Source organism: Kibdelosporangium philippinense (genome assembly GCF_021390435.2).
GTDB classification, from domain to species: Bacteria; Actinomycetota; Actinomycetes; order Mycobacteriales; family Pseudonocardiaceae; genus Kibdelosporangium; species Kibdelosporangium philippinense.
The window spans coordinates 1048194-1070317 of the sequence record NZ_JAJVCN010000002.1 but is presented as its reverse complement, the minus strand read 5'-3'; the positions used below and the strand labels follow the sequence as shown (position 1 = coordinate 1070317).

At 65.7% G+C, this 22124-nt stretch carries 24 protein-coding genes; 8 read left to right on the top strand and 16 right to left on the bottom strand.

All coding sequences use genetic code 11. The annotated features are described in order from the left end of the window. Positions 1-53 precede the first annotated feature (53 nt). Genes LWC34_RS24100 through deoC form a run of 5 tightly spaced genes read right to left on the bottom strand, consistent with a single transcriptional unit; the run spans position 54 to position 4652 of the window. Positions 54-710 carry a hypothetical protein gene (locus LWC34_RS24100; RefSeq protein WP_233727414.1) on the bottom strand — a complete coding sequence of 219 codons (657 nt, stop codon included), beginning with the start codon at positions 708-710 and terminating at the stop codon, positions 54-56. Then, positions 703-1383 (bottom strand): hypothetical protein, encoded by a 681-nt coding sequence (locus LWC34_RS24095; protein WP_233727413.1) that lies wholly within the window; start codon positions 1381-1383, stop codon positions 703-705. The genes LWC34_RS24100 and LWC34_RS24095 overlap by 8 nt, the downstream gene beginning before the upstream one ends. Next, complete coding sequence (locus LWC34_RS24090) at positions 1380-2249, bottom strand: aldehyde dehydrogenase family protein (RefSeq protein ID WP_233727412.1); 870 nt, start codon at positions 2247-2249, stop codon at positions 1380-1382. Before LWC34_RS24090 ends, LWC34_RS24095 begins: the two co-directional genes overlap by 4 nt. Continuing rightward, the gene (locus tag LWC34_RS24085) at positions 2242-3675 is read right to left on the bottom strand and encodes an aldehyde dehydrogenase family protein (protein ID WP_233727411.1); all 1434 of its coding nucleotides are present in this window, start codon (positions 3673-3675) and stop codon (positions 2242-2244) included. The genes LWC34_RS24090 and LWC34_RS24085 overlap by 8 nt, the downstream gene beginning before the upstream one ends. A 2-nt stretch (positions 3676-3677) precedes the next feature. Then, complete coding sequence (deoC, locus tag LWC34_RS24080) at positions 3678-4652, bottom strand: deoxyribose-phosphate aldolase (RefSeq protein ID WP_233727410.1); 975 nt, start codon at positions 4650-4652, stop codon at positions 3678-3680. Between the two features lie 97 nt (positions 4653-4749). On the opposite strand from deoC, the gene LWC34_RS24075 reads away from it, so the two are divergent. Then, complete coding sequence (locus LWC34_RS24075) at positions 4750-5679, top strand: DUF1996 domain-containing protein (RefSeq protein ID WP_233727409.1); 930 nt, start codon at positions 4750-4752, stop codon at positions 5677-5679. Here LWC34_RS24075 and LWC34_RS24070 read toward each other — a convergent pair. After that, positions 5676-6155: a DinB family protein gene (locus LWC34_RS24070; protein WP_233727408.1), complete on the bottom strand. Its 480-nt coding sequence runs from the start codon at positions 6153-6155 to the stop codon at positions 5676-5678. The genes LWC34_RS24075 and LWC34_RS24070 overlap by 4 nt on opposite strands. After that, positions 6152-6799, bottom strand: a complete 648-nt coding sequence (locus LWC34_RS24065; RefSeq protein WP_233727407.1) for a DUF1707 SHOCT-like domain-containing protein — start codon at positions 6797-6799, stop codon at positions 6152-6154. Before LWC34_RS24065 ends, LWC34_RS24070 begins: the two co-directional genes overlap by 4 nt. 44 nt (positions 6800-6843) lie before the next feature. Here LWC34_RS24065 and upp point away from each other — a divergent pair, with 44 nt between their 5' ends. Next, positions 6844-7467 (top strand): uracil phosphoribosyltransferase, encoded by a 624-nt coding sequence (gene upp / locus LWC34_RS24060; RefSeq protein ID WP_233727406.1) that lies wholly within the window; start codon positions 6844-6846, stop codon positions 7465-7467. Positions 7468-7527: 60 nt separating this feature from the next. On the opposite strand, the gene LWC34_RS24055 is transcribed toward upp, so the two are convergent. After that, entirely contained in the window at positions 7528-8118 is a 591-nt protein-coding gene (locus LWC34_RS24055; RefSeq protein WP_233727405.1) for a TetR/AcrR family transcriptional regulator, read from the bottom strand. Positions 8119-8234: 116 nt separating this feature from the next. On the opposite strand from LWC34_RS24055, the gene LWC34_RS24050 reads away from it, so the two are divergent. From LWC34_RS24050 to LWC34_RS24035, 4 genes are read left to right on the top strand one after another with little or no spacing between them, the layout of a single operon-like run. Beyond that, a complete protein-coding gene (locus tag LWC34_RS24050) occupies positions 8235-8441 on the top strand; it encodes a ribbon-helix-helix protein, CopG family (RefSeq protein WP_033388278.1) in 207 nt (68 codons plus the stop codon). A gap of 15 nt (positions 8442-8456) precedes the next feature. Further along, complete coding sequence (locus LWC34_RS24045; RefSeq protein ID WP_233727404.1) at positions 8457-8837, top strand: type II toxin-antitoxin system death-on-curing family toxin; 381 nt, start codon at positions 8457-8459, stop codon at positions 8835-8837. A 39-nt stretch (positions 8838-8876) separates the two neighbouring features. Further along, positions 8877-9245 carry a MerR family transcriptional regulator gene (locus LWC34_RS24040; RefSeq protein ID WP_233727403.1) on the top strand — a complete coding sequence of 123 codons (369 nt, stop codon included), beginning with the start codon at positions 8877-8879 and terminating at the stop codon, positions 9243-9245. Next, positions 9242-10216, top strand: coding sequence for an aldo/keto reductase (locus tag LWC34_RS24035; RefSeq protein ID WP_233727402.1), 975 nt, complete (start codon positions 9242-9244; stop codon positions 10214-10216). The genes LWC34_RS24040 and LWC34_RS24035 overlap by 4 nt, the downstream gene beginning before the upstream one ends. A 55-nt stretch (positions 10217-10271) precedes the next feature. Here the strand turns inward: LWC34_RS24035 and LWC34_RS24030 are convergent, their stop codons facing one another. Together LWC34_RS24030 and LWC34_RS24025 are read right to left on the bottom strand one after the other, a co-directional pair. Further along, positions 10272-10781 (bottom strand): D-alanyl-D-alanine carboxypeptidase family protein, encoded by a 510-nt coding sequence (locus LWC34_RS24030; RefSeq protein ID WP_233727401.1) that lies wholly within the window; start codon positions 10779-10781, stop codon positions 10272-10274. 60 nt (positions 10782-10841) lie between these two features. Then, on the bottom strand, positions 10842-14420 hold the full coding sequence (locus tag LWC34_RS24025) for a S8 family peptidase (protein ID WP_233727400.1): 3579 nt from the start codon (positions 14418-14420) through the stop codon (positions 10842-10844). 135 nt (positions 14421-14555) lie between these two features. Between LWC34_RS24025 and LWC34_RS24020 the strand changes: the two genes are divergently transcribed. Further along, positions 14556-14873 (top strand): hypothetical protein, encoded by a 318-nt coding sequence (locus tag LWC34_RS24020; protein ID WP_233727399.1) that lies wholly within the window; start codon positions 14556-14558, stop codon positions 14871-14873. A gap of 461 nt (positions 14874-15334) precedes the next feature. Here the strand turns inward: LWC34_RS24020 and LWC34_RS24015 are convergent, their stop codons facing one another. From LWC34_RS24015 to LWC34_RS23995, 5 genes are read right to left on the bottom strand one after another with little or no spacing between them, the layout of a single operon-like run. Beyond that, positions 15335-15787 (bottom strand): flavodoxin family protein, encoded by a 453-nt coding sequence (locus LWC34_RS24015; protein WP_233727398.1) that lies wholly within the window; start codon positions 15785-15787, stop codon positions 15335-15337. 2 nt (positions 15788-15789) lie between these two features. After that, positions 15790-17421, bottom strand: coding sequence for a phospho-sugar mutase (locus LWC34_RS24010; RefSeq protein ID WP_233727397.1), 1632 nt, complete (start codon positions 17419-17421; stop codon positions 15790-15792). Next, positions 17418-18221, bottom strand: a complete 804-nt coding sequence (locus LWC34_RS24005; RefSeq protein ID WP_233727396.1) for a purine-nucleoside phosphorylase — start codon at positions 18219-18221, stop codon at positions 17418-17420. The genes LWC34_RS24010 and LWC34_RS24005 overlap by 4 nt, the downstream gene beginning before the upstream one ends. Beyond that, positions 18218-18658 carry an ABA4-like family protein gene (locus LWC34_RS24000; protein WP_233727395.1) on the bottom strand — a complete coding sequence of 147 codons (441 nt, stop codon included), beginning with the start codon at positions 18656-18658 and terminating at the stop codon, positions 18218-18220. The genes LWC34_RS24005 and LWC34_RS24000 overlap by 4 nt, the downstream gene beginning before the upstream one ends. Beyond that, positions 18658-19593 carry a hypothetical protein gene (locus tag LWC34_RS23995; RefSeq protein WP_233727394.1) on the bottom strand — a complete coding sequence of 312 codons (936 nt, stop codon included), beginning with the start codon at positions 19591-19593 and terminating at the stop codon, positions 18658-18660. The genes LWC34_RS24000 and LWC34_RS23995 overlap by 1 nt, the downstream gene beginning before the upstream one ends. A gap of 100 nt (positions 19594-19693) precedes the next feature. Between LWC34_RS23995 and LWC34_RS23990 the strand changes: the two genes are divergently transcribed. Beyond that, on the top strand, positions 19694-20353 hold the full coding sequence (locus LWC34_RS23990) for a MerR family transcriptional regulator (RefSeq protein WP_233727393.1): 660 nt from the start codon (positions 19694-19696) through the stop codon (positions 20351-20353). Here LWC34_RS23990 and LWC34_RS23985 read toward each other — a convergent pair. Beyond that, a complete protein-coding gene (locus LWC34_RS23985; protein ID WP_233727392.1) occupies positions 20333-22039 on the bottom strand; it encodes a serine/threonine-protein kinase in 1707 nt (568 codons plus the stop codon). The two genes, LWC34_RS23990 and LWC34_RS23985, sit on opposite strands and share 21 nt — an antisense overlap. Between the last annotated feature and the right edge of the window lie 85 nt (positions 22040-22124).

The window sequence follows — 22124 nt, the reverse complement described above, 5'->3', positions numbered from 1 at the left end:
CTGGCCCTACTCTGCACTACGACGCAGGCGGGCGGTGCCAAGTTCCACCTAAATTAATTGAGGGCTCGCAGGATCGCCCACGACTTGACCGTGCCGCTGCCGTCACCCCAGTCCAGATCGTCGGCGAATCCGGTGAAATGCTCGGTGACCAGGGAATTGTTCACGGCAACCTCCTCCGCCTCGGTTTCCGCGACCCGACTGCACGTGGTGTACAGCCAAGTCGGACGCTCCGGCAGCTGACCACCAGTGGCCAGCCACTCAGCGACGATCATGGTCGGCGGATTGGCGGCGACCTTGTCCTCGAAGTCGGCGGGCAGATCATGAAAGTTCCGCGTGACAACCGGTCCAGCGAGAATCTCGCCGCCAGGCACCTGTTCCCGATACACCACACCGGTCAGCGGATGATCAGGCTGGCGCATGGCGATGAACAGCGGCAGCACGTAATGCGTCCACGCGAGCACGGACTCGCCGATCGGATGGCTGCCGTTGCGACTCACCCCGACCGAGCGGTCCCAGGCGTACCCGCCCCACGCCGGATCGCCGACGCCGATGAGGACCTCCACGAACGTCGGGTCGTGCTCAAGCACGCCGCCGACCTCGATCCTGTAGGACCATTCGGGCAGGTCGAGCACATTGCCGTCCCGCACGCACTCGGTGTCCACCACGCTGGCGATGAACTCGGCGATCTGCTCGGGTTCGAACTCAGACATGCTTACGCAACACCACCCATGACTTCACGGTTCCGCTGGCATCGCCCCAGTCCAGGACGGCGTCAAAGCCAGGGAAGTCGTCTGTTGCCAACGCGTTGTTCACCGTGACCTCGCGGATCACCTGGTCGCCAGCCTTGCCTGACATCGTGTACAGCCACAGCGGCTGTTCCTCCGACAGCCGCACGTCGCCCAGGAGCCGCTCGGCGACCAGCAGGCTCGGCGGGTCGTTGGCGAGGACCTGCTGGAACGACTCGGGAGGCTCGCCGACGACCCGCATCATCACGGGCGCGGCCAGCAGATCGGCGTGCTGACCGGCGGCGTCCGTCGCACCGAGCCGGAAAATCGAGCTGACAAGCGGATTCGACGGCGCACGCAGAGCGATGAAAAGCGGCAGGACGTGATGCACCCAAGCCATCAGTGCCTGCGCGAGCGGATGCCCGTCCTCGCCCGCGACGCCGACGGCCTGGTCCCACGCGAGCGCTGACCATGCCGGATCACCGATTCCGATCGGCAGCTGTACGAGGTTGCCGTGCCATATTGGTTCGCTGACCCGCACCACCAGGGACAACTCGGGTAGTTCGACCGTGTCACCGCGCTGAAACGCCGCGATGCCGTGGCTTTCGCTCAGCATCGCGGCGATCAGTTGAGTGATCTTGTCGACCTCGGTCGTCACACTCCGAGAGGATGCCAGACTGTCTTGGCTTCCAGATACGCCCGCAGCCGGGAAATATCGGGCTGCTTGGTCCAGTCCTGTTCCTCCGACGGCGCGCGCAGCACGCGTTTCACGGTGCCCGCGGCCGCTTTTTCCAGTTCGGCGCGCAGGATCGTGGGCGCGCCGGACAAGTCGAGGGCGTTCACGTCCGCGTGCGAAGCCAGCCAAGGCGCCAGCTCCACGGCACTACCGGTCAGGATGTTGACAACTCCGCCCGGCACATCCGAGGTCGCGAGCACCTCCGACAGCGTGATCGACGGCAGCGGCCGGTCCTTGCTGGTCACGACCACAGCCGTGTTGCCGGAAGCGATCACCGGCGCCACTACGCTGACCAAGCCGAGCAGTGACGACTCTTGTGGCGCGAACACCGCGACCACGCCAGTCGGCTCGGGGACCGTGAACGAGAAGTACGGCCCAGCAACAGGGTTCGCGGCACCGAGGACGGTCGCGATCTTGTCTGTCCAGCCCGCGTACCAGACCCAGCGGTCGATTGCCGCGTCCACAAGGGACTGGGCGCGCTTTGCCGGAACTCCTTCGCTGGCAGCGACTTCGGTGACGAACTGGTCGCGGCGGCCTTCCATCAGCTCGGCGACCCGGTAGAGCACCTGGCCACGGTTGTACGCCGTCGCGCCGGACCACTTCCCGAAAGCCTTGCGGGCAGCGACAACCGCTTCACGAGCGTCCTTTCGGGACGCCTGTGCCGCGTTCGCGAGGAACTTGCCCTTGCTGTCGTTCACCGGGTACGAACGCCCGGACTCCGAGCGGGGAAAAGCGCCACCGATGTAGAGCTTGTAGGTTTTCGCGACACCCAAACGGTTCTCAGACATCGAGGTACGCCTCCAGCCCGGCCCGTCCGCCCTCGCGGCCGAAGCCCGACTCCTGGTAGCCACCGAACGGCGCGGTGGGATCGAAGCGGTTGAACGTGTTGGCCCAGACCACACCGGCCCGCATCTTGTTGGCCATATAGAGAATCCGCGAACCCTTCTCGGTCCAGATCCCGGCCGACAGGCCGTACGGCGTGTTGTTCGCCTTGGCCACAGCTTCATCCGGGGTGCGGAACGTCAAAACCGACAGCACCGGCCCGAAGATCTCCTCACGCGCGATCCGCATGGCCTGGCTGACATTCGAGAACACGGTCGGAGCGAAGAAGAAACCCTTGTCCGGCAACGGACATGGGCTCGTCCACTGCTCGGCGCCTTCGTCAACGCCTGCCTGGGTCAGCTCGCGGATCTTGGCCAGCTGCTCGCTGGAGTTGATCGCGCCGACATCGGTGTTCTTGTCCAACGGGTCGCCAACGCGCAAAGTGGACACTCGGGTGCGCAGTTTCTCCAGCAGTTCGTCCGCAATGGACTCCTGGACAAGCAGCCGCGATCCCGCGCAGCAGACGTGCCCCTGGTTGAAGAAGATCCCGTTGACGATCCCCTCGACGGCCTGGTCGAGCGGGGCGTCGTCGAACACGATGTTCGCGGCCTTGCCGCCAAGCTCAAGAGTGAGCTTCTTGCCTGTGCCTGCCAGCGAACCCTGGATCAGCTTGCCGACCTCGGTTGACCCGGTGAACGCGACCTTGTTGACCTGCGCGTGGTTCACCAGCTCGGCGCCGATGTTGCCCGCGCCAGGAATGATGTTCACGACACCCGGCGGCAGATCGGCCTGCTGGATGATCTCGGCCAGCACCAGGGCGGTCAGCGGCGTGGTCTCGGCTGGCTTGAGCACAACCGTGTTGCCGCAAGCCAAAGCGGGCGCGATCTTCCACGCGGCCATCAGCAGCGGGAAGTTCCACGGGATCACCTGACCCGCGACGCCCAACGGCTGCGGCGACGGACCGTAGCCCGCGTAGTCGAGCTTGTCCGCCCATCCCGCGTGGTAGAAGAAGTGCGCGGACGCGGTCGGGATGTCGGTATCGCGCGATTCCTTGATCGGCTTGCCGTTGTCCAGGCTTTCCAGAACAGCGAGTTCACGGCCGCGCTCGGCGATCATGCGCGCGATCCGGAAGATGTACTTGGCGCGCTCGGCACCGGGCATCTTGCCCCACACCTTGTCGTACGCGCGCCGTGCGGCCTTCACCGCTGTGTCCACATCGGACGGAGAAGCGGTCGATACCTCGGCCAGAACCTCCTCGGTGGCCGGGTTGATCGACTTCAGCGGCTCGCCGGTGCCCTCGACGAACTTGCCGTCGACGAACATCCGGTAGCTCGGCTTGAGGTTGGCGATGTCCCGTGACTCGGGAGCGGGTGCGTAGTCCCACGTAGTCATTGTCAGTCCACCGTCACATAGTCCGGGCCGCTGTAGTGGCCCTCCAGTTGGGTCCGTCGCTGCATCAGCAGGTCGTTGAGCAGGCTGGAGGCGCCGAACCGGAACAGTTTGGGGTCGAGCCACTGCGGCCCGGCGACCTCGTGCACCGCGACCAGGTAACGAACGGCGGTCTTCGTGTCGCGGATGCCGCCAGCGGGCTTCACGCCACGAAGTTCGCCGGTCGCTTTGAGCCAGTCGTGTACGGCCTGCAGCATCACGTGCGTGACCGGGAGCGTCGCCGCGGGGGACACCTTGCCGGTCGAGGTTTTGATGAAGTCGCCGCCCGCGAGCAGCGCCAGCCACGACGCGCGGCGGACGTTGTCGTACGTGACGAGCTCGCCGGTCTCCAGGATGACCTTCAGGTGCGCGTCGCCACATGCCGCTTTGACGGCCTGGATCTCCTCGAACACCTGGCCGTACCGACCGGAGAGGAAGGCGCCGCGGTCGATCACCATGTCCACTTCGGACGCGCCCGCGGTCACGGCCTGCTTGACGTCGGCCAGTTTGATCTCCCTGGCGGCCCGGCCGGACGGGAACGCCGTCGCGACGCTGGCAACCTCGATCGGTGCGCCCTGCAGGGCCTCAACCGCGGTCGCGACCAGGTCGGGATAGACACAGACAGCCGCGACCTGCGGCACCTCTGGCCGCTCGGGGTCGGGACGGCGGGCTTTGGCGCACAGCGAGCGCACCTTGCCAGGCGTGTCCGCGCCTTCGAGCGTGGTCAGGTCGACCATCGAGATGGCCATGTCGATGGCCTGGAGTTTCGCGGCTTTCTTGATGCTCCGCGTGGCCAGGCCAGCGGCTCGTTGTTCGACGCCGACCTGGTCGACACCAGGCAGCCCGAGCAGGAATCTGCGCAAGGTTGTCTCGTCGCGGGTCGCGTCGGCGAGTTCGGGCGGTAGCCCCTCGCTCGACCGCGCTGTCGTGGGTGTGGCCATGCGGAGAGTCTATGTCCTCGCAGGTGGGGCGCTGATTGACCGGGTTGTTACATTGAGAGGTGTGAGAGCGCTCTCACAACCTCGAAGAGGAGGAGCGATGCCTGCGCAAACCCTGCCAAAGCCTGGTTGGAAACGTTTCCGTCGACGTATCATGGCGGCGGTCGCGGTGACCCCATTGGCCATGGTGGTCATCCTGCTCACGACTCAGTCCCCGACTGGACACTCTGCCCATGCGACGACCTTCGACGCGGGCCCGATCGTGGCGTTCGCGGCATCCGAGTTCCGCGCGAACTGTTCGTCGAGCCACCGGGCAGGCAACGACCCGATCGTCTTCCCAGGCCAGACGAACGTCTCCCATATCCACGAGTTCTTCGGAAACCGCACAACGAACGCCCACTCGACCCTGCAGTCCCTGCGGGCAGGAACGACCAACTGCCAGCCCGCAGTGGACCTGTCGGCCTACTGGGTGCCGACGGTCTACAAGAACGGTGTCGCGATCACGCCGGAAAGCGTGATCATCTATTACCAAGGCATCCACAACGCGTCCCAAGCCGTCGCGCCGCCACAAGGCCTGCGGACAGTCGTCGGCAACGCGGGCGCGACGACCGCAGACCAAAACCCGGCGGTCCGGTGGTCATGTGTGGGGCACGGCGCCTCCAGCCGGGACTTCATGAACTGCCCGCCCGGTAGCAAACTGGAGACCTACCTGGACTTCCCGACCTGCTGGAACGGTCGAGACCTCGACTCGCCGAACCACAAGGACCACATGGCCTTCGCACCTGGCCTTGTCTGCCCGCCGTCCCACCCGGTCGTCCTGCCGCGTACGGAATTCCTGATCACGTACCCGGTCAACGGAACCGGCCTGACCCTCGCAGGCACACGGAATGGCGTCAATGTCACCACCGCGCCCGGATTCACGTTTCACGGCGACTTCATGAACGCCTGGGACCCCGCTGAGCTGGAACGCAGAATGCGTGACTGCATTCGTGCTCAGCGCGTCTGCGGCACCAACGGCAACCCGATCTAGAGACCAGTGGTCCCGTCGATCTGCTCTCTGAGCAGGTCGGCGTGGCCGTTGTGCCGCGCGTATTCCTCGATCATGTGCATCAGCACCCACCGCAGCGACACGGGCCCCTCGCCAGGCTCGTCCCCAGTGACATCGAGGCTCACAGCCGCAGACACGAACTGGTCAGCGAAAGCGACCTCGGCCCGCCAGGCCGCCCAAGCCTCGGGCACAGAGGCCCCGGCGACGTCGAAAGCGTCGGAAAACAGCGGCGAGCCAGCAGAACCAGCCAGCACCTGACGGAACCAGAACCGCTCGGACTCGGCCGCATGCCGCAGCAACCCGAGCAAGGACAGCCCGGTAGCCGCCAAAGGCCGCGAAGCCAGCTGCCCTGCAGACAACCCCAAGCACTTCAGTTCCAGCGTTTCCCGGTGCCACTGAAGGAAAGCCGTCACCGTTGTACGCTCGTCCGCCAGTGGCGGCCGCTTGCTACGGGTCATTCCTCGATCTCGCGGCGGTCGGCGTCCCGCAGGTGCTTTCGCTTGGGAGGCTTGACTTCCACCGCGCCCATCATCGCGAAACCGTTGATTCGCACGACCGGACGGCCTGGGGCGGGGGTGCCCATCGACTTGTCCTCGAACGCGCCCATGAAGCCGACTCCGTCCACCACAACGTGAATGTCGTCCGGTACGTAGATCTCCACGCCGCCCATGAAGGCGAAGCAGGTGATCACCGTCTCCGCCGCCTCGAACCGGGCGTACGTCAGGTTCAGCTCCACCCCGCCCATCACCGCGATCGCTTGGTGTTGCGAGGGGACGACCCATTCGCCCTTGCGTTCCACGCCGGACATCACCGCGACGGAGTTACGCGGCCCCACGGTCGCCCCGGGCACGATCCGGCTGCCACGCATCGGCGAGGGCACCGGCTGCGGGACCGGGCTGGTGGACTGCACGGGCAGGTCACGCGTGACCGGTTCGAGGTCGCCGAACGTCTTCGCCGCGTACACCGCGTCCAGTCGTTCTTCCAGCTCAGCCATCTCGATGCGGCCTTCGGCCATCGCGTTGTGCAGGATCTGCGCCACACGCTCGCGATCTTCGTTCGAGATCCGGATACTCAGGTGGTCCCCAGGCTGGTCTTGGCTCACGCCGCTGAGCGTAGTACCACAGGCGGCCCGCTACGGTGTCCGCCATGGACGTCGTCGAGGTCGATCACCCGCTGGCGAAGGCACGCCTCACCACCATGCGGGACGCGCGGACCGACAGCGCCGCCTTCCGGGCCGCGCTGCAGGAGTTGACCGTCATCCTCATTTATGAGGCGCTGCGGGACGCGCCTGTGCGCGTGGATCGCATCCACACGCCGGTCGCGCGCACGGACGGCTACTGGCTGGCGAATCCGCCGCTGCTCGTCCCGGTGCTGCGGGCCGGTCTCGGCATGGCCGATCAGGCGCAGAAGCTGATCCCGGACGCCCAGATGGGCTTCGTCGGGATGAGCCGCGACGAGGAGACGCTGCTGCCGACGCCGTACATGGAGTCGCTGCCCGACAACCTTTCCGGGCGTCCTGTGTTCGTGCTCGACCCGATGCTGGCCACCGGCGGCTCGATGAAGCACACGATCGACCTTCTGGTCACGCGCGGCGCCACTGACGTGACTGCGGTGTGTGTTCTCGCGGCGCCGGAAGGTATTCAGGCGCTCGCGGACTCCGGCCTGCCGGTCCGGTTGGTCACCGCCAGCATCGACGAACGGCTCAACGACTCCGGGTTCATCGTGCCCGGCCTCGGTGACGCGGGCGACCGTCAGTATGGAGCCGTCTGAACCTTGTCCCCAGCCGACAACTCGGTGAAAGCGAACAGGGCTCCCCGCTGCCCTGACTGCTTACGCGTACGGGCTGCTCGTCGCCCTGGGTACTGCCACCGAGACACTGAAGCCGGCGAGACCGGCGCGTAGTACGCGCTCGACCTGGCCGGCATCTGTGAGGTTTCCGTTCAGTTCCAGCGAGACCAACCCGTGCACGAGCCCCCAGACCGTCATCGCGGCGGTCTCGGGCTCGGGTAAGCCTGCCAGGCGGCCAACCTCGACCATCGGCCCAAGCACGTGGGTCGCGGTCTCGTGGTCCGGCTCGAAACCGGCAACCGCCTTGGTGAACATGATCAGGTACAGGTGGGGTTCGGCCAGTGCGGCACGGCGGTACGCCATGCCGAGTTGGACCAGGTCCTCGGCGGGATCGCCGGTACGGCTCACCTCGGTGAGCCTGTTGCCGAACCTGTGGAAGGCATCGACGTACAGCTCTCGCACGAGCGCGGGCTTCCCCCCGAACAGCGAGTAGACAGCTGTGGTCGACGTTCCTACGTCGGCTGCGAGTCTGCGTAGGCTCAGTGCGTCAGGACCTTCACCGGACAGCAGTTCCCCGGCACGGGCCAATAACCGGACGCGTAAGGCCTCGTCATGTGTCTTTGGGCGCGGCACTTGTCGAGATTAGCCCGGTTTTTGGTGGTCGGAACCGACTGTGCACCAATGGGCAACCTGGAGGGCAGTACCAGCCAGCCCTCTGCTTTTCGAGATGTAACCGTTAGGATGCCGCAATGGCCATGACCTTGCGCCTGAGTGACGAGGAAAGCGAGCAGCTCGCGGCCCTCGCGGCGGCCGAGGGACGCTCCTCAGAGGAGATCCTCCGGCTCGCGCTCGCCGAACGCTGGTCGAAGCTGCACAAGCAGCAGCAGATCGGCGACGTACTCGAACGCATTCTGCCGCGTTACCAGGGGCTGCTGGAGCGACTCGGGACCGGCTGACGATATAAGTCTCGAGTGATCACCTACCTGGACGCCAGCGACCTGCTGGTGCTCGCGGCGGCGGTGACCGGGGGCGATCTGGTGGTCAGGGACCTTGGCCTGCTGGATTCCGCGGCGCACCGGCCGCAGGCGACTGTGCTCGGCGTCGAGGCGTACGGCACCCTCTGGTTGAAGTCGGCCGCGCTGATGGAGTCCATCATCCGGAACAGGCCGCTGGCCGAGGGCAACTGGCGGCTCGGCTGGGTCGCCGCCGTGACGTTGTGCGACATCAACGGCTACTGGATCGACGCCGACGAAGACGACGCGCTTGACCTGGTCAGAGAGGTTGACCGGGGTGCGATCGACATCGCGTCGATGGGCGCGCGGTTCGAGTCGTGGGGCGTGCCGCATAAATAACCTTGACCTGGAGTGCACTCCAGGTTCTAGCGTCGTGGTGTGACATATGCGATCGCCCAAGCTGCCGAACGCAGTGGGTTGTCCATCGACACCCTGCGTTACTACGAACGGATCGGCCTGGTCGAGCCGCCTGCGAGAGACTCCGGCGGCAGGCGCAGCTACACCGATGAGGACCTTGCCTGGCTGGAGTTCCTCACCAAGCTGCGGACGACCGGTATGCCGATCAGGATGATGCGCGAGTACGCGCAGCTGCGGATGCGCGGTGTGGGGACCGAAGGCCGCCGTCATCAGATCCTTGTCGACCACCGCAAAGACGTCCTCGCCAGGATCGCCGAGTTGCAGACGTGCCTCGGGATCCTGAACTACAAGATCGATCTCTACGGTGACCGGCTGGAGGCCTCCGCATGACCCTGCCAACCCGCAAGCTTGGCGAATTAGAGGTCGGCGCACAGGGCCTCGGTTGTATGGGAATGAGCCAGAGCTACGGCCCCGCTGACCGCGACGAGTCGATCGCGACCCTCAACGCGGCGCTGGACGCGGGCGTGACGCTGCTGGACACGGCGGACGTCTACGGCCTCGGCCACAACGAGCAGTTGGTCGGCGAGGTGGTCAGGGCACGGCGGTCCGAAGTCGTACTGGCCACCAAGTTCGGGTTCAAACGAATCCTGGACAAGTCCGACCAAGGTGTTCGCGGCGACGCGGCGTACGTCAAGCAGGCCTGCGAGGCGTCGTTGAAGCGGCTCGGCGTCGACCACATCGACCTGTACTACGCCCACCGCATCGACCCGGCCGTCCCGGTCGAGGAGACCGTCGGCGCGATGGGAGAGCTGGTCAAGGCGGGCAAGGTCCGGTACATCGGCCTGTCCGAGGCGGGCGCGGAGTCACTGCGGCGCGCGGCCGCCGTGCACCCGATCTCGGCGCTGCAGAGCGAATGGTCGTTGTGGACCAGGGATATCGAGGGCGAGATCCTCGATACCTGTCGCCAGTTGGGCATCGGGATCGTGCCGTTCTCGCCACTTGGCCGCGGCTTCCTGACCGGCCGGGTCACCCAGGACTTCACCGAAGGCGACTCCCGGCGCAACCTGCCGCGGTTCATGGGCGAGAACTACGACCGGAACTACACGATCGTCGAGGCATTGAAAGCGTTGGCGGACAAGCTGGGCGTCACGCCTGGCCAGTTGGCGCTGGCGTGGGTGCAGAGCCAGGGCAGCGACGTCGTACCGATTCCGGGGACCAAGCGCCGGACGTACCTTGGTGAGAACATCGCCGCGGCCACGATCGAGCTCGCCGCGGATGATTTGGCGAAGATCTCGTCGGTGGCAGGGGAAGTGGCGGGCGAGAGGTATTCAACCGAGGCCTTGAAGCTGGTTAACGGGTGATTATCCTGTCGTGAGTGGTTATCCAGGTTAGAACACGGATAACCACTCACGAGGATTATCCTGCGGCGTTGGCCAGCTGTGGCGGGCATTCGCCGCCGGGTTCGGTGGCCAGTTCGTAGTGCCACATCTCGTTGGAGTACGTCTGGCACAAGCCGTATTTCGAGCCTTTCCGGCTGAACCAGTCCGCGGCGTCGGTGTAGCCGATATCCACGGCTTTCCCGGTGACGTGCGTGAATTTGTCCGGCGTGTTCACGTGTTTGCGCGCGTCAGCCAGGCTGCCGTATTTGCTGGTGGCCTCGTCCAGCAGTTGTTGCTGGTAGTCCCGGCTGCGCCAGCCGGACGTGACCACGACCTTGATGCCTTTGGCCTCGGCGTCACGGGCCGCTTGCTGCATCGCGTCCCGCAATTTCGGATCCAGCCTGCTGATCGCGGGATGGTCGTTGTCGAATGGCGAGACGCTGCTGTCCGCAAGCGCGGCATCGTCCTGTGAGGACGCGAGTTTCGGCGTGACAAGAGTGGTGCATGCCGACAGGACGAGGGCCAGCGCGACGATTGCCAATTTCACGGCGATGACTCTCGCGCGCTGGTGTCCTCGTCCTATCCGCGTAATGTCCTGATTGTGTAACTACTTGATCGCGTAGGCCCGGATGACCGTCTCGGTCACTGAATTGCCGTCGATATCCCGGGCAGTTGCCTTGAGCGACGCGTATCCGGCCGGTCCGGCCGGGAGTTCCACGCGGTCACCCCTGACCTTGGCGCGCTGCCAGGTCTTGCCTTCGTCGAACGAGATCTCGACCGACGTCTCCACGACCCACGACGGCCGTGCACCTGGCTGGTGTGCGGCGGTAACCTTGCCGGACAACGGTTTCCCGGCAGCGGTCGTGTTGTGCTCGTCGAGCGGAAGGTCGAATCGGACGTCCAACAACGGCAAGGCCGTCCGCTGATCCGTGCCCGCACCGGCACGGAACGTCCACTCGGAACGGGTCTTCGGCGACAGCTGCGGCGCCAACAGCTCGTACTGCGGCCGGTTGGCGTCCGCGATCAGCTGGAATCGGCCTGGCCCAGCGGGAACCACGAACTCGCCCAACGCAGGCCGATCGTTGCGGCGCCCGATTTCCTTGCCATCCTTCAACAACACCGTACTGCCGAGGTTGGTGTCGTCGAGTTGGGCCGCGTTGCCCGGGTCGCTGTCGGCGAACATCGGGATCGCCAGGTTGATCTTGTCGCCCAACCGGTACGCCGACGGCACGGGTTTGCCGTCCTGGCGGCTGATCGGAGCCTGCGTGAGCTCAGGACCGAGCGGCGCCGCGAACATCTTGGTCGAATGCCGCTGACCGGGCTTGAGCTGCACGGGAAGCGCGATCTCGCCGCCGAAGTCGCCCTTGTCCCAGAAGCCAGCGGCCGAGTACAGCAGCAGTTGCGCGCCGGGGGAGATGAAGTCGGTGCGCCGTTGCGGCCACTTGACCTCGACTTCGGCGTTGCCGCTGATACCGCCTGCGGTGAGCACACCAATCTGGAAACGGTACGTGCCCTTCGGCAGCGTGTCGTTGAACTGACGGTCGATCCGGCCGAGCTCGGCCTTGCGGAACCGGAAGTCGTGACCGGTCGGCACGCCCTGGACGGAGTCCGCGAGGAAGTACGCCACCGGGCTGTTCGGCCGTGCGTTGATGGTCAGCTCGACCGGGCCCTGCTTCAACTGGTCCTGCACACGCATCAGATCCGCTTGGTCGAACGCGAGAATCGTGTTCATGGCGGGCGGCGACTGATCTTCGATGGCCGGGTTGAAGTACGAGACCACGGCCCGTGCGCCCTTGGCCTTCAGCAGTTCGATTCCGCTGCGCAGCTGGGACTCCGGCGGATACATCGGCGCGTTCCAGTCGTTCGGCGTGATGATCGCGATCGCGCCGGTCACATCGCCCGCCTTGTTGATCGACTCGGTGTCGGCCTCACCCACGTCGACGACGCGTGCGGTCAGATCACCGGTGAAATCCAGGTCGAAGGGTGCGTAGGCAACCCGGAAGCCGAAACCCTGCGGCCCGTTGGCCTTGATCGTCGCCCACGGGTACGTCCAGTAGCTCGACGAGGCCAGGCTCAGCCCACGCATCCGGTGGCCGCCGAGGGTGTACAGGTTTTCCTGAGCCCCACCAGCGAGCACGGCGGTGCCGAGCCGTGGCCCGGTTTCGTCCACATCGGACAGGATGCCGATCCCGCCGCCCGCTTCGGCCTTGGCGTCGGGGTCGTCGATCCCGACCGTGACCTTCTTGCCCTTTTTGGTGTCCACAGTGAACTCGGTGTCACCGGAAACCTGAACGGGCAAAGCGAACATGGTCCGCGTGAACGACTGGTCAACGATCATCCCGAGCGCACGGTACTTGCCCGAGGGGACCTCGAACGTGGCCTCGCCGGTGTCGGTCACGATCCCGTCCGCGTACCCGGTCTCGTCGTTCTGCACCGTGACGAGCGCGCGGTACGGCTCGCCGTCCCGCGAAGGAACCTTGATGGTCAAGGTGTTCTTGGCGCCCTTGAGGTTCGCGGTCAGCGGTGTCGTGAGCACGAGCTCTCCCGCCTGCGCCCGCACGACGCCCTCGAACTCGCCGTTCGGCTTGTCGGTCGCGTCCGCCTTGACCGTGACCTGCGCGGTTCCCTTGGCGGGAACGGCGACGGTCTTGTCCGTGGTGAACAGGTTCGTTGGCCCGCCGTGCTTCTGCTTGACGTCAACGGTCAGCGTGAGCTGAACCGGGTTCGGGCCGTCGTTGACATAGGTGATCGTGCGGTTGGCGTCCTGCTTGCCCCACAGGTTGCCGAACGAGAGCACGCCCTCGGCGCGTACCTGCTGCTTGACGCCGCGTGCGATGTCAAGACGACCGGCGCCTTGCGCGAAGGTATCGATCCCGGGCAAGCGCTTGGCCGAGCTGATCAGCGCGCTCTTGAGCTGCCCGCCGGTCCACTGTGGATGCTGCCCGGCCAGGATGGCGGCGGCCCCGGCGACATGCGGAGTGGCCATCGAGGTGCCGGAGATCTTGGTGTAGTTCTCGTTGATGGAGAACGGGACGTAGGTGCCTTCCGCGCGAGCGGCGACGATGTCCGTGCCAGGCGCGGAGATCTCCGGCTTCAACCCGAAGTCCCCGACCCTCGGCCCCTGGCTGGAGGTGACGCTGAGCTCGTCGGACTTTGTGACGTTGGCAACCGTCAGCGCCCGATCGGCGCTACCGGGTGAGCCAACGGTTTCCGGCGCACCGGAGTTGCCCGCGGCGATGACGAACAGCGCCTTCTCGGAAAGCTCGTTCACCACCTGCGACATCAGGTCGGTGCCATCGCTGACGCCGCCGCCAAGGCTCATGTTGACAACCTTGGCGCCATTGTCGACGGCCCATTGCATGCCGTTGATGATCCAGTCCTCGCGGCCGCCGTACTGGCCAAGAACCTTGCCGATCAGTAGCCTCGCGCCCGGCGCGACCCCGGCGTACCGACCGTTGGAGGCAGCGCCGGTGCCCGCGATCGTGCTGGCCACGTGGGTTCCGTGGCCGACGTTGTCGCGGTTGTCCTCGTCGGTGAAGTTCTCCGCGACATCCACTTTGGACTTCAGATCCGGATGGTTGGCGTCGTAACCGGTGTCGAGGACAGCGACCTTGACACCGTCCGCCTTGAACCCCTGCTGCCAAGCCTCGGGCGCGCCAACCTGCTTGACACTTTGGTCAAGGGTGGCGTGCACCTTGCCGTTCAACCAGACCTTCTGGTCGCCTCGGCGTTGCTGCTTCCACGCACTGGCCGCGTCCTTCTTGGGGACGTCGACCGCCTGGATACCGTTGGTCGCAAGCCTGCCCGCGGTCGTGCCCGTGATGATCGTCGGCACGCTGGGCTCACGCGCGTCGTCGTAACCCTGTTGGACAAGCCCGGTGACGTCGAACAAGCGCTTGTCCAACTTGCCCGCGTTGACCTGGCTCATCGCATCATCGGGGACGACGAAGTCATGGCCGTTGAGCGTGTACCGCCAGACATGAACGTGCTCACGTCCCTTGGCCATCCGCACCCCAGCCACCCGCTCACCGGCAACCCGCACAAGGTCACCAGTGATCAAAGTGACCGTGCCAGGCCTGTCGGCGGCAGTTCCCGGGTTGAGCTCAGCCGCCGCTGTGGCCGGCACGGCCGCCAGCCCAACGGCGAGTAACGCGGCTGTCAGGACCGCGCACTGCTTTCTGCCCACACAAACCCCTCAGGTTGATGTGAGCCGACGCCCACCGTCGGCTCACATCCCCTCACGCCGAGTAGCCCTCTTTGGTTGCATGCCCGTCGTTCACAGTCACCAAGAAACCCAGGACGACGTCGATAGGCTGCGGACATGGCAGCCATCGACGTGCACAACGAGTCGCCGGGATGGCTCGTGCTCTGGCTCGAACCGCTGGGGAGTGACTATTGGTTGCGCCCTGGCGAGCGGTGCCGGGTCCGGACGGACTATCTCGGCGACGAGCCCGCATTCGCCGTCATCTACTGGGTTGGTGATGACGATCGGGCAGCTGGGATCGAGAACATCAACGTCATCGTCGAGCAGGGGGACTGTTTCGCGGAGGTCACCGACCCCGAGGGCAATGTCGTCGAATGCGGACGCCAGCGCCCGGACGAGATCGACCGGAAATGGCGCGGACTTGCTGAGACGTAGGTCTGCTCATCGCCTTGGCGAAGTGCCTGGGAGACCGCCAGCCAATTGTCCACAATGGACGAAAGCTCGGTGCGGTGAGGAGGTGTCAGCGCGTGAGGGCCGGTTTTGGTGCGTTGAACGCCAATGCCAGGAACTTTATGGGTCGGAATTTGATCGACGCTAGAGGCAAGCGCGAGCCGTTGACCTGCGTAGATTTGCGGCCGGCACAAGTGAGTCGGTGCTGGGGCTAGGGGTGCGGGCATGGCATAGCGTGCATGGGCGTGAGGGCCGAGTTTGGTGCGTTGAGTGCAGTCAGGGTGACCTTCACGGCGTTGCGTTCCGTGATAGGTGAGGCTGGTGTGACACGTGTGACAGGCGAGACGAATTTCTGTCCTTAATGGACCTTGAGATGCCCGAAAGCGGCCTGCCCGTGGACTTGGTCAAGTTCCTGGCATTGGCGTTGAACGCCGTGAGGGTGGCCTTCACGGCATCAGGCTGGCGGCGATGGTGGCGCCGAGTTCCCAGCAGGCGTCGATGTCCGCCTTGCTCAGGGTGCCGAGGACGTTCACCGGTGCAGCCGCCTTCGACCAGCCGAGGCCGGTGGTGATGGATTCGACGGCACGGATGGCGCCCTCTGTGCCTTCGTTGCCGTGCACGTAGAGCCCGTATGGGCGGCCGCGGGTCGAGTCGAGGCATGGGTAGTAGATCTGGTCGAAGAAGACCTTCAACGCGCCGGACATGTAGCCGATGTTCGCGGGAGTGCCGAGGATGTAGGCGTCGGCCTCCAGTGCGTCCGGGACGGTGGCGGCCAACGCTGGCCGCCGCACCACATCGACGCCTTCGATCTCCGGCGCGGTGGCGCCGGAGACGACGGCTTCGAACATCGCCTGCATGCCTGGTGACGGCGTGTGGTGCACGATCAGCAGGCGAGGCATCCTCAGGCTCCCAACAGTTCCGAAACAGCCGCGCGCACCTCTGCCAACCGGGCCTGAGCGGCAGCGCGCGCGTCGGCGAGGTCGCCGGAAACAGGTTCGACAACCTCCAGGTATGCCTTGAGCTTCGGTTCCGTGCCCGAAGGGCGAACCACGACCCGGAGTCCCGGTCCGGTGAACCTGAGCACGTCTGCCTCGGGAAGAAGGTCCTCAACGGAAACGGCTATCCCGGCGAGGGCCGAGGGAGGAGTGGAACGCAGCTCAGTCATCAGGCGGCCGATCAACGGCAACTCGGTGACACGCAACGAAACCTGGTCGGTCAGGTGGACGCCATGCTTGACGGCCAAGTCGGCGAGCACGTCGAGCAAGCCGCGACCGGAAGCCTGCAAAGACGCAGCGAGGTCGCAAGCGACCACAGCCGCAGAGATCCCATCCTTGTCACGCACGTAAGAAGGATCGACGCTGTTGCCAAGGGCCTCTTCGTAAGCGAACACCAAACCGTCGCCAGCACGCACAAGCCACTTGAAGCCGGTCAAGGTCACGGTATACCTGGCGCCGTAACCAGCAGCGACCGAGCCAAGCAAAGACGAAGACACGATGGTCGTCGCAACCAAAGCATCCGGTGTGCCCAAAGTGGACAGGATGTAGTCCCCAAGCAGTACGCCGGTTTCGTCGCCGCGCAGCATCCGCCACGAGCCGTTGTCACGCACGCCCAACGCGCACCGGTCGGCATCCGGGTCCAAAGCAATCGCTAGGTCAGCGTCAAGGGAAGCGGCGGCCGCGAGCAAAAGATCCGAAGCCCCAGGTTCCTCGGGATTGGGAAAAGCCACAGTCGGGAAAGCCGGATCAGGGTCAGCCTGAGCCGAAACCAGTGAAACATCCGTGAAACCCGCCAACCGCAAGGCTTCTAGGGCAGGCTGTCCGCCAACCCCATGCATCGGCGTCAGCACGACCTTCAAGTCACGCGAAGCCCCACGCGGCAAAGAAGCAACCCGGGCGAGGTAAGCGTCGACGACATCCTGCCGCGTCGAGAGAGGAATCTCGGTCCGCGGAACGGAAACCGCCGGTGGCGCATCACGAATCGCGGCCTCGATGAGCCGGTCATCTGGCGGCACGATCTGCGTACCATTCGCGTCGTACAGTTTGTACCCGTTGTCCGCGGGCGGGTTGTGCGACGCAGTGATCTGGATCCCCGCGACAGCACCGAGATGTCGGACGGCGAAAGCGGTAATGGGAGTCGGCAGTGGACCGTCCAACTGGCACACCTGAAACCCGGCAGCCGTCAAAACCGCGACCACGTCACGGAAGAAAGCCGCCGAGCCGTGGCGCGCGTCCCGTCCAACCACAACAAGACCACCAGCATGTCCCTTGTGGACAAGCCAAGACGCGACACCATAAGTCGTACGGACGACCACAGACCGGTTCATCCCGTTGAGACCCGCGCGAACCGGGCCACGCAGCCCGGCCGTGCCGAAGGTCAACGGGCCGGCCATGCGGTCTTCCAGCTCAGTCAAGGCTTCCGGAACCCCGCCCATTGCCCGAGCAAGCACTTGTTGGAGCTCGTTACGGTCCGCCGGATCGACGTCGTCGGCGATCCAGCGGAAGGTCTTGTCGCGCAGCGTCGACGACAGGCTCACGCCCGGACCACCAACTCGCGCAACAGCTTGCCCATGCTGGTCGCGGCCTTCCGGCCGGCTTCGAGCACTTCGAGGTGGTTCAGCGGCTCGCCGGTCAGCCCGGCCGCCAGGTTGGTCACCATCGACAGGCCGAACACCTCCATCCCGGCCGCGCGCCCGGCGATTGCCTCAAGCACGGTCGACATACCGACAAGGTCAGCGCCGATCGTCCGGAGCATCCGGATCTCCGCCGGGGTCTCGAAGTGCGGCCCCGGCAGCCCCGCGTACACGCCTTCCTGCAGCGACGCGTCGATCCCACGGGCCACGTCACGCAGGCGCGACGAGTACAGGTCCGTCAGGTCGACGAACTCCGCGCCGACCAACGGTGACGTGGCCGTCAGGTTCAGGTGGTCGCTGATCAGGACCGGTTGCCCGACCCAGTAGCCCTCACGGATCCCGCCGGCCGCGTTGGTCAGCACGATCGTCTGGCAACCGGCCGCGGCCGCGGTGCGTACGCCGTGCACGACCTGCTGGACCGGGTGGCCTTCGTAGCGGTGGGTCCGGCCGAGCATCAGCAGGACGCGCTTGTCGCCGACCTCGACCGACCGGACGGTCGCGCCGTGCCCGGAGACCACCGGGGGGAGGAAACCGGGCAGATCGCCCACTGGCACCTCGACCCCGGTGCCGATCTCGTCGGCCGCTGGCCGCCAGCCCGAGCCGAGCACCACGGCGATGTCGTGCGTCGCGCAGCCGGTCCGCTCGGCCAACGCGGTGGCCGCCGACTTCGCCAGGATCTGTGGGTCTTGCTGAGTACCGGTCACTCGCCGGAGCCTACGTCAACCGGCAACCGTTCCTTTGTCGACTTACGCACGGCGGCGAACACCAGGAACCCGATGGGCGCGAACAGGATCGTCACCACGAGTGCCGGCGCCATCACGAGCGGATGGATCCGCCCGCGCGCCTCGAGGTACATCCAGCGGCCGACGAACAGGTCGAACGCGATGATGTGCGCCCACACCAGCGTCGCGGCGGCGCCGTCGGCCATCGCGTCCTGCAGTCCGGTCAACGTCGGCCCGGTCACCAGCGGCAGCAGGTCGCCGAGCCGTGGGATCGCGATCACCAGGTAGAGCAGCGCGATCGGCGCGACGATCAGCGGCGAGCCGACGATCCGGCGGGTCCACGACCACCCTGGCGCGACGATCATCAACGCCCAGAACGGCGCGGCCAGGTAGAAGCTGAGCTGGAACAGGAACGACATCAGACCAAGGCCTTGCTTTTCGAGACCTTCGAGCGGACCGCGGTCGCCCACGCGCCCGCGCTGCCGACAACCAAAACGCCGAGCACACCCAACGTCAGGCTGTCCGGGGCGATCAGCGACTGCCCGCGCAAGGCCTGCCACAGCACGAGACCCAGCACGCCCGCGTAGAAGATTCCGCCGATCAGCACAAGCCGCGTGCGGATCTCCACGGACTCGAACCGCCTGCGCAGGAACAAAGCCAGCAACGGAAGTGTCTGCATGGCGTGGATTCCGAAGAAGTGCGGGATTCGCAGGTCGCCGCCGACCGTGCTCCAGCCGGTGATCGGCATGCCCGGTCCGCCGTCAACGACACCGACCGAGTGGCCGCCGATCATCGCCGGGTCGATGTCCTGGCGCAGCAATGCCATTTGCTCAGGGGTGGGCGGGGTCATGAAGAACGCGACCGCCATACCGATCAACGCGAGCACGACGCCGAGCCGGATCGCCCAGGCCATCGGCGCGTCGAGGACTCGTTGGCGCATCAACAGAATCGCGACCACGAGGTTGGCAACCCACAGCACCACGATCGCGTTGCCCATGATCGAGAAGACCATCGAGTCGAACCCCGGTGCGGCGTTGAAGTGGCTCGGCACGCCACGGACGGTCTGCAGGACCAGTGCGATCATCTCGATCACCATTGCCACGGTTGTGATCATCGCCATCCACCACGCGACGCGTTTTCCCTTGTGCAGCAGGGAAACCATCCAGGCAAGGGTGGCGGCGTACACCGCGATCGACACGGCGAACTTGAAGGGTTTGAGCCAGATCGGGTCGCCGATCAGGACTCGGTCGTCGAACAGCAGCCCACCGACTGACAGCACCAACTGCACCAGCGCCAGTCCGGCGAGCACGAGTAAAGGTCGATTCCACGTGCGGATTTCTTGTCTTACCGACATCTGCAGCCCCCTCGGCTGATGTGGATAGTGAAACTATCTGTTATCGATAAGTACACTATCCATCCTGAAGGCGTTCTAAGCAAGCCCCTTGGAGTCACGGATGCGGATGGCCGAGCTGAGCCGCCGGACCGGTGTGCCGGTGCCGACGATCAAGTACTACCTGCGTGAGGGCCTGCTCCAGCCCGGCGAGCGGACCAGCCCCAACCAGGCCATCTACGACGAGACACACATCCGCAGGCTGCGCATGATCAGGGCGTTGGCCGAGGTCGGCGGCCTGCCGATCGCCAAGGTCAGGGACGTGCTCGACGCGGTCGACTCACCCGAGATCCCCTTCGAGATCCTCGGCACGGTCCAGCACAGCATCGAGCCGCCAAGCGGCGGCACGGGCAGTGAGTACTGGGAGACGGCCCGCGAACGCGTGGCAAAGCTCGTGCTCGACCGCGGCTGGCGCTCCAACATCGAGAGTCCACCCGCGACGACCTTGATCGCCGCGGTGGCGTCGCTCTACGAACTCGGCCGCGAAGACCTCACCGCGATGCTGGAGCGCTACGCGCCCGCGGCGGAGAAGATCGCCGAGTACGACGTGAACGCGGTCACCAGGGGCCGTGGCCTCGAAGACACCATCGAAGGCGTGGTCATCGGAACCGTGCTCGGCGACGCCATTTTCGGCGCCCTGCGCAGGCTCGCGCACCAGCACGCCACGGCTCATGCCCTTGGCGTGCCGGACGAATACAAGGTGCTAGGGCGTGAGGGTGAATGACGGCGCGATCTTGTCGAACAGCGCGCCCTTGCCGGTGTCTTCCTCCACGGTCGGCACCGTCAGGCTGACCACCCAGAGATCCGCGTCGTTCATCGGCATCAGGTTGCTGTAGGTCGTGCGCCGCAACACCCCGGCGTCGACCGTGTTGTACTTCCAGTACTGACCGGACTCGAAGCTGTTGGTGTACTGCAGAATCAGCGGGTCGCTCGCCACGAAGGCGTCCCTCGGCCACGTGCTCTGCACGGAGTCCTTGAACTGGTTGATCTTGCGGCTGGGATAGAAGTCCGGGAACCGCTCAATGGTCAGCTCGTACTTGCCGTCCGGTGAGACGTAGTGCACGCGCGTGCTGACCGGCAGGTTCTTCGGCTGCCGTTCCTCGACGAACGTGTCCCAGCCGGGCGGGACCTTGATGGAGAACCCGCCGCCCTTGGTGCCCTTCAACGTCGCCGCGTCACCATTGCGGACCGCGAATTCACCCGGCGGTGTTGCCTCGGGCGGCTGCACGACGGGTTGCTGGATGACGGTCGGTTGGGTTGGCAGCAAAGACTTTCCGCCCGCATACCGGGTCGCGGCGAACCCGCCGCCCGCGGCCGCCAAGAACAGCAGGACAGCGGCGGCGTAGATCAGCGAACGCGGGACGCCCCGCCGGATCCGTGCCGTCGGCTCGGCATCCAACTCCAGCATCGGTTGTGAGGGTGCGAACGGCAGCGGACCGGGATCGTCCGCAAGCGAAGGCCCAGTGGAATCGACTTCCGGCTCGACGACCGGTTCGGGTTCCGGCTGCTTGGGCGCGGGGATGAAGCTCTCGGCCTCAGTGATGTCCTCCAGCGTGAACGGCGACGTGCCGGGCTCCGGCAGCAGGCCGTACATCCGCCTGCGCACCTCGGCCAGCGTCATCCGGTCGGTCGGCTCCTTGATCATCAGGCTGCTGACGACCTTGGCCATCGGACCGGTGTTGCTGGGCTTCGGCACATCTCCGTTGACGACCTCGAGCAACGTGGCGATCACGTCGCCCTCGGGGTCGTACGGCGCGTGCCCCTCGATGGTCGCGAACAGTGTCGCGCCGAGGCTCCACAGGTCCGCGTTGTTGGTCACCTCGCTACCGGACGCCACCTCGGGGGCGATGTACGCGGGCGAACCGAGCGTGATGCCGGTCTTGGTGAGGGTGTTCTCGGAGATGTTGTGCGCGATGCCGAAGTCGGCGAGCTTGATGCGGCCGTCCGTGGCGATCAGGACGTTCGCCGGTTTCACGTCACGGTGCGTGATCCCCGCCTGGTGAGCCGCCTGCAGCGCGGCGGCGACGGCGTCCGCGACCGCCGCGGCCTGCGTTGTGTCCAACGGGCCTTGCGAGCGCAGTAAGTGCGCCAGGCTGCTGCCCGGCACGAGCTCCATCACGACGTATGGGTCGCCGTTCTCGTGCGCGATGTCGTGCAGCGTGACGACGTTCGGATGCGACAACACGCCGATCGCGCGCGCCTCTCGTAACGTCCGTTCACGCACTTCATCGGCCTGCCCCTGGGGCATACCCGGCGGTAGCCGGATCTCCTTGACCGCGACCGGCCGGTGCAGGAATTCATCGTAGGCACGCCACACCGTGCCCATCGAGCCGTGTCCGATCACGCTGACCAGGCGATAGCGGCCCGCGATCACACGCGTTGCCTGCTCCACCTCGGCCTCGGACACCATGTCCCCCATTCTGCCGTTACCCCTGTCTACGCCCCTGAGATGGTCCGAGTCACAGTTTCGCCTCGGAACGCTTCACTAGCATCCC